General features: G+C 67.1%; 13 protein-coding genes. All 13 read right to left on the bottom strand.

Annotated elements, in window-relative coordinates; all coding sequences use genetic code 11:
- Positions 1 to 44: 44 nt before the first annotated feature.
- Entirely contained in the window at positions 45 to 1,235 is a 1,191-nt protein-coding gene (locus tag F7R11_RS24210; RefSeq protein ID WP_021197680.1) for an NADH:flavin oxidoreductase, read from the bottom strand.
- Positions 1,232 to 3,658 (bottom strand): efflux RND transporter permease subunit, encoded by a 2,427-nt coding sequence (locus F7R11_RS24205; RefSeq protein ID WP_104577718.1) that lies wholly within the window; start codon positions 3,656 to 3,658, stop codon positions 1,232 to 1,234. Before F7R11_RS24205 ends, F7R11_RS24210 begins: the two co-directional genes overlap by 4 nt.
- 97 nt (positions 3,659 to 3,755) lie before the next feature.
- Positions 3,756 to 4,724: a YCF48-related protein gene (locus F7R11_RS24200; RefSeq protein ID WP_021197682.1), complete on the bottom strand. Its 969-nt coding sequence runs from the start codon at positions 4,722 to 4,724 to the stop codon at positions 3,756 to 3,758.
- Positions 4,725 to 4,812: 88 nt separating this feature from the next.
- Positions 4,813 to 6,018 carry an acetyl-CoA C-acyltransferase gene (locus tag F7R11_RS24195; protein WP_064807160.1) on the bottom strand — a complete coding sequence of 402 codons (1,206 nt, stop codon included), beginning with the start codon at positions 6,016 to 6,018 and terminating at the stop codon, positions 4,813 to 4,815.
- Between the two features lie 16 nt (positions 6,019 to 6,034).
- Positions 6,035 to 6,490, bottom strand: a complete 456-nt coding sequence (locus F7R11_RS24190) for a MaoC family dehydratase (protein WP_021197684.1) — start codon at positions 6,488 to 6,490, stop codon at positions 6,035 to 6,037.
- Between the two features lie 25 nt (positions 6,491 to 6,515).
- On the bottom strand, positions 6,516 to 7,349 hold the full coding sequence (locus F7R11_RS24185) for an SDR family oxidoreductase (protein WP_021197685.1): 834 nt from the start codon (positions 7,347 to 7,349) through the stop codon (positions 6,516 to 6,518).
- The gene (locus F7R11_RS24180; RefSeq protein WP_021197686.1) at positions 7,346 to 8,560 is read right to left on the bottom strand and encodes an acyl-CoA dehydrogenase family protein; all 1,215 of its coding nucleotides are present in this window, start codon (positions 8,558 to 8,560) and stop codon (positions 7,346 to 7,348) included. Before F7R11_RS24180 ends, F7R11_RS24185 begins: the two co-directional genes overlap by 4 nt.
- Positions 8,561 to 8,639: 79 nt before the next feature.
- Complete coding sequence (locus F7R11_RS24175; RefSeq protein ID WP_064807162.1) at positions 8,640 to 9,830, bottom strand: acyl-CoA dehydrogenase family protein; 1,191 nt, start codon at positions 9,828 to 9,830, stop codon at positions 8,640 to 8,642.
- A gap of 12 nt (positions 9,831 to 9,842) precedes the next feature.
- Positions 9,843 to 10,718 (bottom strand): SDR family oxidoreductase, encoded by an 876-nt coding sequence (locus F7R11_RS24170; RefSeq protein ID WP_021197688.1) that lies wholly within the window; start codon positions 10,716 to 10,718, stop codon positions 9,843 to 9,845.
- A gap of 28 nt (positions 10,719 to 10,746) precedes the next feature.
- Positions 10,747 to 11,898, bottom strand: a complete 1,152-nt coding sequence (locus F7R11_RS24165; protein WP_064809036.1) for an acetyl-CoA C-acetyltransferase — start codon at positions 11,896 to 11,898, stop codon at positions 10,747 to 10,749.
- 23 nt (positions 11,899 to 11,921) lie between these two features.
- Complete coding sequence (locus tag F7R11_RS24160; RefSeq protein ID WP_021197690.1) at positions 11,922 to 12,734, bottom strand: enoyl-CoA hydratase family protein; 813 nt, start codon at positions 12,732 to 12,734, stop codon at positions 11,922 to 11,924.
- Positions 12,735 to 12,757: 23 nt separating this feature from the next.
- The gene (locus F7R11_RS24155) at positions 12,758 to 13,882 is read right to left on the bottom strand and encodes an NAD(P)H-dependent flavin oxidoreductase (protein WP_064807164.1); all 1,125 of its coding nucleotides are present in this window, start codon (positions 13,880 to 13,882) and stop codon (positions 12,758 to 12,760) included.
- A complete protein-coding gene (locus F7R11_RS24150) occupies positions 13,879 to 14,787 on the bottom strand; it encodes an enoyl-CoA hydratase (RefSeq protein ID WP_064807166.1) in 909 nt (302 codons plus the stop codon). Before F7R11_RS24150 ends, F7R11_RS24155 begins: the two co-directional genes overlap by 4 nt.
- Positions 14,788 to 14,830 lie beyond the last annotated feature (43 nt).

Genomic DNA, 14,830 nt, shown 5'->3' with positions numbered 1-14,830 from the left:
TTGGACCGGATGGGATGAGCGCCGCGGCGCTGCCTCCCCTCGTACTACCCCTGCACGAGCGTGCAGCGAATCCCGCCCGGCGCGTCCAGCAAGCCCACACAGCGGTTGCAATGCGTGCAGCCACTGGCAGCGCGCGCGTCGGCACGCAGCCGTTCGACAAAGCCCGCGTCATGCAGCAACGTCCGGCCCAATGCCACGGCATCGAACCCTTCTTCGTCCAGCACACGCCGCACGTCGTCGCCGCTGCTGACCCCGCCGAGGTAGATCAGCGGCACATCCACGGCTTGCCGCACGCGGCGGGCCTGTTCGAGGAAGTACAGCGGCTCGAACGGCATCGACGGAAACAGCTTGGGTCCGGCCAGGCGGAAGAAGAAGCGGAAGATCGCGCTGGGTTCGTTGCGGATCATTTCCGGCAACGGGCTCTCGCCGCGGAACAGGTACATCGGCGAGCGGCTGACAAAACCACCGCTCAGCTCGACGGCATTGATGCCGCCCGCGCCCAGCATGTTGCAGGCCTCGATGCTGTTGTTGACGTGCACGCCCCCAGGCAGCCCATCGTCCAGATTGAGCTTGGCAATGAGCGGCATGTCATCGCCAACGGCTGCACGCACGGCCTCCAGCACGCGCAATGGCAAGCGCATGCGATTGACCAGGCTGCCGCCGTAGGCGTCGGTACGCCGATTGGTCGCGGGGCTGATGAACTGGCTCAGCAGGTAGCCATGCCCCATGTGGATTTCCAGCGCGTCGAAACCGGCGGTCTTCAGTCGCACCGCAGTGGCGGCGTACTGCGCCACCACCGCGTCAAAATCCTGTGGCCGCATCGCGCCGGCAATCGGCTCGCCCGCCAGCAGCCCGTAGTCGTTTATCGTGACGGAGGGGCCGCGTGAGCGTTGCCCAAGCGGGCGCTTGAGGCGCGAAAACGATCCGGCGTGCGCCAGCTGTGCCGACACCAGTCCCCCGGCCTCATGCACGCTGCCGGCCAGGCGCCGCAAGCCGGGCATGGTGGCTTCGTTCACGACAATCTGATCGGGGAAGGTGCGCGCGTCAGGCGCCACGGCGCAATACGCCACCGTGGTCAGCGCGGTGCCGCCCCGGGCGATGCCGGCATGAAACGCCACCAGCGATTCACTCGGCTCACCGCCCTGCGTGCGGCCCTCGAAGGTCGCCGCCTTGACGAACCGGTTGGGCAGCGTCAGGCCGGCCAGTTGCCACGCAGCGAAGGCGCGCGTGCTCATGCCACTTCTGAATTGAGCTTGACGGCCTTCGGCTCTGCGGCAACGTTGCCCGACGGCACGCCACTGCCATGCGAAACAGACGACCGGGCAGCACGTGCGTGCTCCTCCTGCTCCACCCCGAGCCACGCCGCCAGCGCCGGCAGCAACAGCACCGCGCCAAACAGGTTCACCAGGAACATGAACGCCAGCAGGATGCCCATGTCCGCCTGGAACTTGAGCGCGGCAAATGCCCAGGTGCCCACGCCGATGCACATCGTCACGGCGGTGAACAGAGCTGCCGTTCCACGCTGGCGCATGGACTCGGCAAAGGCCTGCGGCAGCGTCTGATCGGTTTCACGCAGTTGGTGTTGGAGACGCTCGTACAGGTAGATGCCGTAGTCCACGCCCACCCCCACGCCCAGCGTGATGACCGGCAGGGTCGACACCTTCAGGCCGATGCCCAGGCGCGCCATCAATGCATTGCACAGGATCGACACCAGCGTCAGCGGCACGATGATGCACAGCACGGCGCGCCAGGAGCGGAAGGTCAGCAGGCACAGCAGCGTGATGGCGCCAAAGATCGCCAGCAGCATCGTCACTTCAGCCTCTTCCACCGCTTCGTTGGTGGCCGCCATGACGCCCACGTTGCCACCGGCCAGGCGGAAGGCCACGTTCGGCGTCTGGTCTGCGGCGGTGAAGGCCTTGATCTCCTTGACGATGTGCGCGATCGTCGCGCCTTCGTGGTTGGCCGTATAGATCAGCACCTGGATCGCCTGGCAGTTCGAGGTGTTCAAGCCGTTGTCCGGGTCGAACGCCTTGGCGCCCTGGCTCAGGCCGTCGCTGGTGCGCGGCAGGGCCTCCCAACGTGGGTTGCCTTCATTGAAGGCCCCGATCACCACCTTGCCGACCGACGCCACGCTCACCACCGACTGCACGCCCGACACGCCACGCATGTGCATCTCGAAGCGTTCGATCGCGCTCATCACCGGGTAGTGCAGGCAGCCGTCGTCAAAGCCCTTGGGCTCCACCATCACCGTCAGCACATCCACGCCGATGTTGTACTGGCTCACGATGGCTTCGCTGTCGTGGTTGTAGCGGGAGGTCGAGCGCAGCTCGGGGGCGCCGTTGCCGATGTCGCCCACCTTGAGCGAGCGCGACTGCACCGCGCCAACAGCCAGCAGCACCAGCGACACGACAAACACGCCGATCGCCGGGCCACGGCGGGCCAGGCGGCCGAACCCCGACCACATCGACGCGCCGGCCTCGCCACGCTGCGCCTGGCGCTTGCCGGCTTCGATCACCTTCGGTTCAAGGTGCGTGTACGAGAGCAGGATCGGCAGGAAGATCTTGTTGGTCACGATCATCAGCAGCACGCCCAGGCAGGCGGTAATGCCCAGTTCGCGCACGATGTCGATCTTGATCTGCATGATGACCATGAAGCCCAGGGCATTGGTCAGCAGCGCTACCGTGCCTGGCACGAAGAGCTTGCTGAACGCCGTGCGCGCGCTCTCCACGGAGTCATGTCCGCGCACCACTTCCTGGCGCCAGGCGTTGGTCATCTGCACCGCATGCGACACGCCGATCGAGAAGATCAGGAACGGCACCAGGATCGACATCGGGTCGATGCCGTACCCCAGCAACGGCAGCAAGCCGAGCAGCCAGCCCACCGGCAGCATGGCCACAACCAGTGCCAACAGCGTCGTCTTGCGCGAGCGCGTGTAGAAATACAGCATCAGCGTGGTGATCAGGAACGCAATCGCGAAGAAGATCATCACGCTGGTGATGCCTTCTTCCACATCGCCCACCAGTTTGGCAAAGCCGACGATGTTGACCTCGACGTCCTGGCCCGAGAACTTGGCGCGGATGGCTTCCAGCTCGTGTGCCACGCGTGAATAGTCGATGGCCTTGCCGGTGGTCGGGTCCACTTCGCTCAGCTCGGCGCGGATCAGGGCCGACTTCAAGTCGTTGCTGACCAGTCGGCCGATCTGGCCCGAGCGGGCCACGTTGCTGCGCACCTGATCGAGTTCTTCGGGCGTGCCGGAGAACCGGCCCGGCAGCACCACGTCGCCCCGGAAGCCGTCTTCAGTCACCTCGGTGTAGCGCACGTTGGGCGTGAACAGCGAATACACGCGCGGACGTTCCACACCCTGGATGAAGAACACGTCATCGGTGGCGTGCCGCAGCTTGTCCATGAAGGTGCGGTTGTAGATGTCGCCATCACCCTTCCAGCGCAGGCTGACCAGTACGGTGTTGGCGCCGGAGAAGGCGCTCGCGTACTTGGTGAAGATCTGCATGTATGGGTGCTGCAGCGGGATCATCTTGTTGAAGCCCGGGTCGAGCCGCAGGCGCGTGGCCGACAGGCCCATCGCCACGGTCATGGCCAGGCACAGCACCAGCAGCAGCTTGCGGTACTGGATCAGCGCGCGTGCAAAGAAGGCGACCATGCGGCTGATGCGGGTTGACGCAGCGGCGGCAGCGGCCGCAGGGCGGAAATCAGGGGAGCGGGTCATGGCGTGCTCGCTTGCAATGAATCAGGGAAGGTCAACGGCTGACGCCACCAGGGGGGAGTGCGAAGGTGCTGATGCCGCCGTCGCCACCAATGACCAGGTGGGCGTTGCCCGCGTCAGCCACCGTGGTGAGCGACTGCGCACCCGCGGCCTGCGGCTTGAAGGTGCGGCCATCGTCGGTCGAGACGGCCAGCGTGCCGCCCTGCCCCACCAGCACGACGCGTCCATCCGACAGCTGCGCGCCGCCAAAGAAGGACGTACGCGCCTGGGCGTCCGACGCCTGCCAGGTCGCGCCGAAGTCTTCGCTGCGCAAGACGTTGCCCAGCATCCCGTAGGCCAGCCATGCGCCGTCGCGCAGCGCCAGCACGCCGTACAGCGAGCCCTTGTAAGGCACCTGCATCGTTTCCCAGTGGGCACCGCCGTCTGCAGAACGCAGCACTAGGCCCGACTCGCCCACCAGCATCAGGCGGCCCTTGGCATCGCCCGTCATGCCGTTCAGATGCCGGTCACGCATGGCGTCCGCCGCGGCGTCTTTCCAGCTGGCGCCCTGATCGCGGGATTCAAGAAAGCGCCCGAAACTGCCGAACGCGAACCACGCGCCGCCCGGCTGCATCCACACGCCCAGCAAGGGGTCCGATTGTTTGTCGTCGAATGCGGTCTGCTGCCAGTGCTCGCCGCCGTCTTCGGTGCGCAGGATCCAGCCGCTGTGGCCCACGGCAATGCCTTTCTTGTCGTCGGCAAAGGCGAGCTGCGTCAGGGTCGAGCCCTGGTCTTTACCGACGACGGCGGTACGCCAACTGGCGCCCTGGTCGTCGCTCAGCAGGAGCTTGCCGCGTTCGCCTGCGGCTACCAGCCGTGAGCCGGCATGGGCGAGCCCGTTGATCTGCAGTTGATCCGGGTGCAGCGCGGTGGCCGCAAACGCCGGTAAGGGCCGGGGCGAGAATGCCCAGGCAGCCGTTGCCAGCACAGTTGCCGACATGGCCACACCAATCCATTGCTTCATCGTTGTCTCCTCCAAGCTGTGGTGTGCTGGACAACCGGGGCGGCCTCTGACGGGCGCGTGTGCCTCCGGTGTCCGCAGACGTGGCTGGTTAGGGCAGCACGTCAAACAGCGCGGCAGCGCCCATGCCGCCGCCAATGCACATGGTCACCACGGCGTGCGCAACGCCACGCCGGCGGCCCTCGATCAATGCATGCATGCTCATGCGGGCGCCCGACATGCCGAACGGATGGCCGATGGAGATCGCGCCGCCATTAACGTTGAGCCGGTCGCCCGGAATCCCGAGCTTGTCCTGGCAATACAGCACCTGGCACGCGAAGGCCTCGTTCAGCTCCCACAGGCCGATGTCGTTCACCGTCATGCCGTGGCGCGCCAGCAGCTTGGGCACGGCAAACACCGGCCCGATGCCCATTTCATCGGGCGCGCAACCTGCCACGGCCATGCCGCGATAGCGCCCCAGCGGACGCAGCCCGCGGCGCTTGGCCTCGTCGGCGCTCATCAGCAGTACGGCAGCCGCGCCATCCGACAGTTGCGAGGCGTTGCCCGCGGTGATGTGCTCGCCTTGTGCAATCACACGACCGCCGCTCCAGACGGGCTTCAACCCGGCCAGGCTTTCCGCAGTGGTGTCCACACGATTGCATTCGTCGCGCATCAGGCGGACGGTTTCGGTGCCGGTCTGCGCGCCGGTCTTGTCGAACAGTGCGCGCGTGGTTTCGAGCGAAACGATTTCATCGTCGAAGCGGCCCTCGCGCTGCGCCTCGGCAGTGCGCTGCTGGCTGCGCAGGGCATAGGCGTCCTGCGCGGCACGCGTGATGCCGTAGCGCTGCGCCACCACCTCGGCGGTCTCGATCATCGCCATGTAGGCCGCCGGTTGACGCGCCAGCACGGCCTCGGACTGCGCGCGGTACGCGTTCTTGTGCTTGTTCTGCGTGAGCGAGATCGACTCCACGCCGCCCGCCACCATGATGTCGGCTTCGCCGCACTGGATGCTCTTGGCGGCCGTGGCGATGGTCATCAGGCCCGAAGAACACATGCGGTCCATCGTCATGCCCGGCACGCTGTCGGGCAGGCCGGCGGCGGTGGCACACAGGCGGCCCAGGTTGTAGCCCTGCGTGCCCTGCTGCGCGGCGGCGCCGATCAGCACGTCGTCCACTTCAGCCGGGTCGATGCCTGCGCGCTCCACCACGGTGCGCACCACGCGCCCACCGAGCACCGGCGCCTCGGTATCGTTGAATGCGCCCCGGAACGCCTTGCCGATGGGCGTGCGCGCCACGGCGACGATGACGGCTTCTTTCATGCTTGTCCTCGAAAGTTCAGAAGTAGTAACGACTGATGGTGTCGACCACGCAACCCGGCTTGTCCTGCCCTTCGACCTCGACGGTCATGCGCACCACGGCCTGCACGCCACCCTGCAGCTCTTCGGCTTTCACAAGCTCGCCCACGCCGCGCAGGCGCGAACCAACGCGCACCGGCGCAGGAAAGCGCACCTTGTCGCAGCCGTAGTTCACGCCCATCTTCATGTTTTCCACGGTCAGGATTTCGGGCAGGAATTGATTGACCAGGGCCAGCGTCAGATAGCCGTGTGCGATGCAGGCACCGAACGGGCCGTTGGCCGCGCGTTCGGGGTCTACATGCAGCCACTGGTGATCGCCCGTGGCATCCGCGAAGCCGTTGATCTGCGCCTGCGTCACCTCCGTCCAGGCGCTTTCACCGAGCCGCTGCCCGACTGCGTCCAGGATTGCCTGCGCCGAACCAAACACCCTTGCCATGCCTGTCTCCTTGATGCCCCGTGCGTTATGCCTGCTGGCTGCTCACCGGAAGCACTTCACCTGTCATGTACGAGGCGTAGTCGCTGGCCAGGAACACCATCACATTGGCCACTTCCCACACCTCCGCCGCACGCCCGAATGCCTCGCGTGACGCCAGTTGCTCCAGCAGTTCCGCGGGTGCCGATTTCTTCAGGAAATCGTGCAAGGCGATGCTGGGCGCCACCGCATTGATACGGATGCCGAACTCGGCGGCTTCCACTGCACTGCAGCGGGTGAGCGCCATCACGCCGGCCTTGGCCGCTGCGTAGTGCGCCTGTTCTTTCTGCGCGCGCCAGCCCAGCACCGAGGCGTTGTTGACGATGGCGCCGCGCCCGCGCGCCTGCATGTGCGGCAACATCGCCCGCGTCATCCGGAACGTGCCGGTGAGGGTAATGTCGAGCACCCGGGACCATTCGGCATCGTCCATCTCGACTATGCGGCGCGACCCGCCGAGGCCCGCGTTGTTGATCAGCACGTCAGTGCCGCCCAGCGTTTCCTCTGCCGCGGCAACGAGGGCCTGCACCTGGGCTTCATCGGCAACGTTGCACAGCTGGCCGTAAATGGCCTCCAGGCCTGTCTCTTCGCGCAGCTTGGCCACGGCCTCTTCCAGCCGGCGCGGGTGGATGTCAGAGATCATCAGCGCGCGGCAGCCTTCCTCCGCACACCGGCGCGCGGCTGCAAAGCCGATTCCGACGCCGGCCGCCGCCGTAATCAGCACGCTCTTGCCCTTCAGCAGGCCGTGGCCGGGAACGTAGGCGGGTGCGGCGCGCACGCCTTGTGCTGCCGTCGGCACAGCGGCGTCGTTGGAAATGGTGTTCATGCTTGTCCCCGTGCCTCGCGCGGCATACCCAGGCCGCGCTCGGCAATGATGTTGAGCTGGATTTCGTTGGTGCCCGCGTAGATGGTGTCGGCGCGGGAGAACAGCGCCATGCCTTGCAGGCGGGTGCGGCGCGTGTCGGTTTCGTCGATGAGGTTGGCGGCAGGGCCGAGCACGTCGAGTGCGAGTTGCCCCAGGCCGCGGTGCCAGTTGGACCAGTAGTACTTGTAGATCAGTGCCTCGCGCTGCAGCGCGCCGCTGTCGCTTTGCTGCGCGCCTGCCAGCATGCGCAGCGCGTTGTAGCGCATGACCCGCAGGCCGCCCCAAGCGCGTGCAATGCGCTGGCGCAGCGCCGGCTGGTTCCACGCACCGTTCTCGCGCGCGGCATCGACGATCCAGCCGAGTTCATGCGCAAACTGCATCTGCTGGCCGAGCGTGGAAATGCCGCGCTCGAAGCCCAGCAGCGCCATGGCGATGCGCCAGCCCTCTCCGGGTGCGCCCACTACATCAGCGGCTTTGGCGCGGGCGCCGTCAAAGAACACCTCGTTGAATTCCGCGCCGCCGCCCATCTGGCGGATCGGGCGGATTTCGATGCCCGGCTGGTCCAGCGGCATCAGCAGGAAGATCAGCCCGCGGTTGCCCTGCGAGCCGGCTTCGCTGCGCGCCAGCACAAAGATCCATTCCGATTCGTGCGCGAGCGATGTCCAGACCTTCTGGCCCGTCACGATCCAGTCGCCGGTGGCGGGGTCGCGCTCGGCGCGGGTGCGCACGTTGGCCAGGTCGGAGCCGGCACCGGGCTCGGAATAGCCCTGGCACCAGAGTTCGGTGCCGTTGCGGATGCCGGGCAGGAAGCGCGCCTTCTGCTCTTCGGTGCCGTAGGCGATCAGCGTGGGACCGATCAGGCCTTCGCCGATATGGCCCATACGGCCCGGACCGCCGGCGCGCGCGTATTCCTCCTGAAAGGCCACCTGCTCCATCACCGACATGCCGCGTCCGCCGTGCGCCTCGGGCCAGCCCACGCAGGTCCAGCCGCCTTCGGCCAGCTTGCGCTCCCAGGCCTTGCGCAGTTCGGGAAACGCTTCTTCGTCGCCCGGTCCGCCGCGGTGTTTCAGGCAGGCGAATTCGCCGGTCAGATGTTCCGCCATCCACGCCGCCACCGATTCGCGCAGCGCAGCTTCGCTGGTGTCCGGGGCGCAGCAATCCACTGAAGTCATGCTCGTTCTCAATCGTTGATTCGCCAGTCATTGCGCATGGCGGCCGGGCGACAGCGCCCCACAGCCACCATGGCCACCGTCATGCGGCCAGCGCGTCGGCAATGCAGTCGAGTGCCGCGGCCGTACCGCCCAGCCAGCTTGCGGCCGCCTGCGCGCGCTTGAAATACAGCTGCGGGTCGTATTCCCAGGTGAAGCCCACACCGCCGTGCAACTGGATGGCCTCCTGTGTGGCGAAGGCGAAGGCCTCGTCGGCCGCGATGCGTGCTGCGGCAATGTCCAGACGCGCCCCGTGCACGGCAGCCTCGTCGTCTGCAGCGATGGCGGCTTGCCATGCGTGCGCGGCGCCGTGAATGGCGGAGCGCGCAGCTTCGGTCATCACCATCATCTGTGCGCAGCGATGCTTGACCGCCTGGAAGGAGGCAATGGCCCGGCCGAACTGGATGCGCTCCGCCGCGTACGCCACTGTGAGATCCAGGCACTGCTGCGCGCCGCCAAGCTGCTCGGCCGCCAGCATCAGGGTGCCGTGCCACAGGGCCGCGCCAATACCACGCGCCACCTCGGGGCCGCGGGCCAGGCAGCCGCCTGCATCGACCGGCAGTGCGTCGAACACGACCGACGCCAGCGCACGGGTGCGATCCAGCGTCTGCAGCGGCTGTACGGAGACGTGCGGGTTGTTCGCCAGCGCTGTGGCGTCCAGCCAGAACAGCGCCAGACCGCCTGCGCCGTCGTCGATGCGTGCGGGCACCAGCAGCCAGTCGGCACCCACTGCATCAAAGACCTGATCGACACGGCCGTGCAGCACGAAACCACCCTCACCGGCTTCGGCCCACACAGACAGCGCCCGCTGCGCGAGTTGCCCTGCCGCATCCGGTGCTGTCCACGCAGGCAGCACCAGAGCGGCACGCGCGGTGCCCGGCGCCAGCGGCTCCAGCCAGGCTTGTGCCGCCGCCGGTGCCAGGCCGCCCTGCAGCGCAGGGGCGGCCAGACAGACGCTCGACCAGTACGGCACGCACGCCAGGCGCCGGCCCATCTGCTCCATCAGCAGCACCAGTTCGGGCGCGCCCAGCCCTGCGCCGCCGGCGTCTTCCGGCAAGGCGATACCGCACCAACCCAGTTCGGCAACCTCGCGCCAGAGTTCGGGGTCGTGTCCCGGAGCCAGCGCTTCGGCATCCACCACCCTGCGCACCGCGGCGGAATCGCTGCGCGCGTCGAGAAACTCACGCGCGGTGTCGCGAATCATTTCCTGCTCGAGCGAAAGCGAAAGTTCCATCGTCGTGCTCGCTCAGGTGCCGTAAACCTTCTGCGCCGGCTGGGCCTGAGCCAGCAACTTGCCGATCGCCGCGCCCAGTTCAGCCGGTTCCCAGCGCGCGCCCTTGTCTTGCTCGGGGCCCGTGCGCCAGCCGTCTGCGATCGAGATCTTGCCGCCAGCGGCCTCGAACATCTGGCCGGTCACGTGGCGCGACTCTGCGCTGCCCAGCCACACCACCAGCGGTGCGACGTTGGCCGGGTCGAAGGCGTCAAAGCCATCTTTGGGCGCCTTCATCATTTCGCCGAACACGCCTTCGGTCATGCCGGTGCGCGCGGCCGGTGCCAGCGCGTTGGCGGTGACGCCGTAGCGTGCCAGTTCGGCCGCCTGCACCAGCGTGAGGCTGGCAATGCCGCCCTTGGCGGCGGCGTAGTTGGACTGGCCCACCGAACCCTGCAGCCCGGCGCCGGAACTGGTGTTGATGATGCGTGCGTCCACCGCGGCACCCGCCTTGGAGGCATCGCGCCAGCGCTTGCCCAGCAGGTTGGCCAGGCAGAAGTGGCCGCGCAGGTGCACGCGCATCACCTCGTCCCAGTCCTCTTCCGACAGGCTGACGAACATGCGGTCGCGGCAGATGCCGGCGTTGTTCACCAGCACATGCACTTCACCAAACGCTTCCACGGCGGCATCGATGATGCGCTGTGCCGTGGCCAGCTTCGTGATGTCGTCGTCGTTGGCGATCGCCTTGCCGCCGGCCGCGCGAATCGCTTCGCTCACCGCCTCGGCAGCCTCGCGGCGAATATCGTTGACCACCACATTGGCACCCTCGGCACCGAAGGCCAGCGCATACGCGCGCCCCAGGCCGCCGCCTGCACCGGTGATGATGACGGTACGTCCGTCGCAGATTCCCATTGCTTGCTCCTGTTCTTGCGCGAGTGCCTTAGAGGCGCTCGATAATCGTCACGTTGGCGACACCGCCGCCTTCGCACATGGTCTGCAGCCCGTAGCGGCCGCCAGTACGCTCCAGTTCGTGCAGCAGTGTGGTCATCAGCCGCGCGCCGGTGGCGCCCAGCGGATGGCCCAGCGCGATGGCGCCGCCGTTCGGATTGGTCTTCTCTGCGGAGTAGCCCGTCTCAGCCAGCCAGGCCATGACGACCGAGGCGAAGGCTTCATTGATTTCCACCGCGTCGATTTGGTCCATACGCAAGCCGCTGCGCTCCAGCGCGCGCTTGGTGGCAGGAATCGGGGCCGTCAACATCCAGACCGGGTCGTCACCCATCACGCTCATGTGCACGATGCGGGCACGCGGCTTGAGGTTGTAGCGCTTGAGCGCGTCTTCCGAGACCACCAGCAGCGCGGCAGCGGCGTCGGCCGTCTGGCTCGACACGGCGGCGGTCAGCTTGCCGGCGGGCATCAGCGGCTCCAGCGTGGCCATCTTGGCCAGGGTGGTGTCCGGACGCGGCGTCTCGTCGCGCGAAACGCCCTGGAACGGCACGATCTCGCGCGTGAAGCGGCCTTCTTCGATGGCCACCACGGCGCGGCGGTGGCTCTCCAGCGCAAAGGCTTCCATTGCCTCGCGCGAGAGGTTCCAGTGGTCGGCAATCATCTGCGCGGCGTGGAACTGCGACACCGGTGCATTGCCAAAGCGCGCGCGCCAGCCTTCGCTGCCCGAGAACGGATCGGTGAAGCCCAGTGCCTGGCCGGCCAGCATGGCCGACGAGATGGGGATCTGCGTCATGGTCTGCACACCGCCGGCAATCACCACGTCCTGGTTGCCGCTCATTACGGCTTGCGCGGCAAAGTGCACGGCCTGCTGCGACGAACCGCACTGGCGATCCACCGTCACGCCGGGCACCTGCAGCGGCAGCCCTGCCGCCAGCCACGCGCTGCGGCCGATATTACCGGCCAGCGGGCCAATGGTGTCGCAGCAGCCGAACACCACGTCGTCGTAGTCTTCAGCGGGAATGGCATTGCGGCCAACCAGTTCCTTCAGCACGAAGGCACCCAGGTCGGCACCGTGCACGTGCGACAGTCCGCCCTTGCGGCGCCCGACTGGCGTGCGCAGCGCGTCGACGATATAGGCTTGTTTCATGTCGATGTCCTTGTTCTGAATGCTCAAGCGGCGGCTTTGGAATCGCCATCGAAGCGCGCCTCACGCCCTTGCACGAACGCGTCGCGCGCCTCGGTGGAATCGGCGGTCATGTAGGCCTGCAGGGTGAAGCCCTGCTCCCAGCGGTACTTGTCTTCGAGGTTGCCGTCTTCCACACCGTTGAGCGCTTCCTTGGCCAGACGCACCATGGCTGGGCTCTTCGCAGCGATCTTGCGGGCCATCTCCAGCGCGGCGTCACGCAGCTCGGCGCGCGTCACGACCTTTTCGACCGCGCCCAGGCGATAGGCTTCGGCCGCGTCGATCGGGTCACCCGTGAAGTACATGGTCCGCACCTTCTGCACACCGAACATGCGCTGCAGGTGTGCACCGCCGCCCATGGCGCCGCGGTCGATTTCGGGCACGCCGAAGGTGGCGCACTCCGAGGCAACGATGATGTCGGCCGCACCGCAGATGCCGATGCCACCACCCAGCACGAAGCCGTGCACAGCAGCGATGACCGGCACCGGGTTGCGGTGCACTGCACGGAACGTTTCGTAGTTGCCGGCGTTGACGTCCACGATGCGCTGCGGATAGGCGGCCAGTTCCTTGATGTCGACGCCCGCGCAAAAGCCGCGGCCTTCGCCGCGCAGCACGATCACGCGAACGTCTGGGTTTTGGCCAAGCTGCTCGATGGCCTTGGCCAGCGCATGCCAGCCGGCGCTGTTCAGCGCGTTGACGGGCGGGTGGTCGATCACCAGTTCGGCAATGCCGTCCTGCACGTCGATCTTGAAAGGCGCAGCAGCGGATGCGCGTGCGCTGTTGGTTTGAGGTGTCGTCATGGAAGCGGAAAAAGCGGGGCTCGTTAGAGAGTGGCGTCAGCGGCGGCCTGCGGCGCACGCGCCGCTGCTGGTGCCGTTGCATGCAATGCGTCGAGGCGCGCCTGTGCCTGGGCGGCGATGCGCGTGATGATCTGTTCGCAGGAGTCGAGCGCGCCGATGGCCGCAGCGGCCTGCCCGCTGGGCAGCACGCCTTCGTCCGGGTGGCCTTCCACCATTGCGCGCTGGATCAGCACGGGCGCATTGGCGGCCATCATGGCCTGCGCAGCGCTGTAGTCGTGCTGGCGCATCGCGCGCCAGCCGGTGGCGAGCATCTGGGAGGCCCGCATGCCGGTGCGCTGACGCCATTTGTGGGCTGCTGCCAGCGCCAGCCACGTGCGGCGCAGCGGGCCGGCCGCTTCCAGCTCCAACAGCAGCGGGTTGTCGATCATGCGTTGCGGCAGGCCGTCGATGGCGAGCGAGACGCGGATCTTGCCGGCGTCCTTGACAGCCACGTAGCGCTGCAGCGTGGCAGCCGGCACGGGCGAATCGCTCGACATCAGGAAACGCGTGCCCATGGCGATGCCGGCCGCGCCGTAAGCGAGCGCGGCCGCCAAGCCACGCCCATCGAAGAAGCCGCCCGCCGCCACCACGGGCACGCGCACGGAATCCAGCACTTGCGGCAACAGCAGCGTGGTCGGGGTGCCGCCGGTGTGGCCGCCGCCTTCCCCACCCTGCACGGTCACCACGTCGGCGCCCAGCTCGACCGCCTTGGCGGCATGCTTGGCCGCGCCCACGGTGGGCATGCAGACGATGCCGGCTTCCTTGAGCTTGCCGATCATGCGGGCGTCCGGGCCACGGCCGTAGCTGACGGCACGCAGGCGGTGGCGGATCGCCATCTCGACCACTTCGCCCGCGTTCGGCTGGAACATGTGGAAGTTGATCCCGAACGGTTGCCCGCTCAGCGCTTTGACGGCCAGAATCTCGCGTTCGACCTCACCAGGCAGCAGCGTGGCGCCGGCCAGGAAGCCGAAACCGCCGGCATTGCCCGTGGCCGCCACCAGGCGCGCATCGGCCACCCAGCCCATCGCCGTCTGGACGATCGGGTAACGGCAGCCTAGCAGATCGCACAGCACCGTGTGCAGAGCCGAGGTGTTCATTGCGGTGCTCATGCTGCACGCTCCTTGCCCTCACCGCCGTCACGACCATCGCGCTGCGATGCCGCCATGGCACGGGCGTCGTAGCCGCCCAGGCGGTCGCCGCTCGTCAGCTCGTTATGCGCATGGGCGAAGTGGTGCCACGCAAAGGCGGCGTCCATCGCGGCACGCTTGCCTTGCAGCTCTTCAACGTGGTTGATCGCCTGCTTGGTCAGCGTCAGGCCTAGGCGCGGCATGGTGGCCACCTTCTGCGCCAACGCCAGCGTGGTGCTCTCCAGCGCATCGCGCGTGGTCACGCGGTTCACCATGCCCATCTGGTAGGCGCGCGAGGCATCCATGCGGTCGCCCGTGAAGAGGAATTCCTTGGCGATGCGCGGGTTCAGCTCGTAGGCGTGCGCGAAATACTCCACGCCCGGAATGCCCATGCGCACTACCGGATCGGAGAAGAACGCATCGTCCGACGCCACGATCAGGTCGCACACCCACGCCAGCATCAGCCCGCCGGCAATGCATGCGCCGTGCACCATGGCGATGGTCGGTTTGGGCAGATCGCGCCAGCGGCGGCACATGCCCAGGTAGACCTCCTGTTCACGCGCATAGAGCAGTTCGCCGCCCGGCTTGTTGACGTGGTCGTACCAGAGCGATGCGCGCTCGAACGTCTCGTCGATGTCGCGGCCCGGCGTGCCGATGTCATGGCCGGCAGAGAAATGCTTGCCGGCGCCGCGCAGGATGATGACCTTCACGGCATCGTCAGACGACGCGCGGCGGAAGGCTTCATCCAGCGCATACGTCATCTTGGAGTTCTGCGCGTTGTGGTACTGCGGCCGGTTCATCGTAACCGTGGCGACACCGTCAGCGACTTGATACAGCACCTCGGCGTTCGGGCCGAGTTCTTCGGGGGTGATGGCTTCTGTTGACATGGTGTGTTCTCGTCGTTGCTGCCGGTGCGGCGTTGCTCGGTAC

It is taken from the genome of Ralstonia insidiosa (assembly GCF_008801405.1).
In the GTDB taxonomy this organism is placed as follows: Bacteria; Pseudomonadota; Gammaproteobacteria; order Burkholderiales; family Burkholderiaceae; genus Ralstonia; species Ralstonia insidiosa.
Note: the sequence above shows the minus strand (reverse complement) of the source record. Positions and strands in the feature narration are given on the sequence as shown.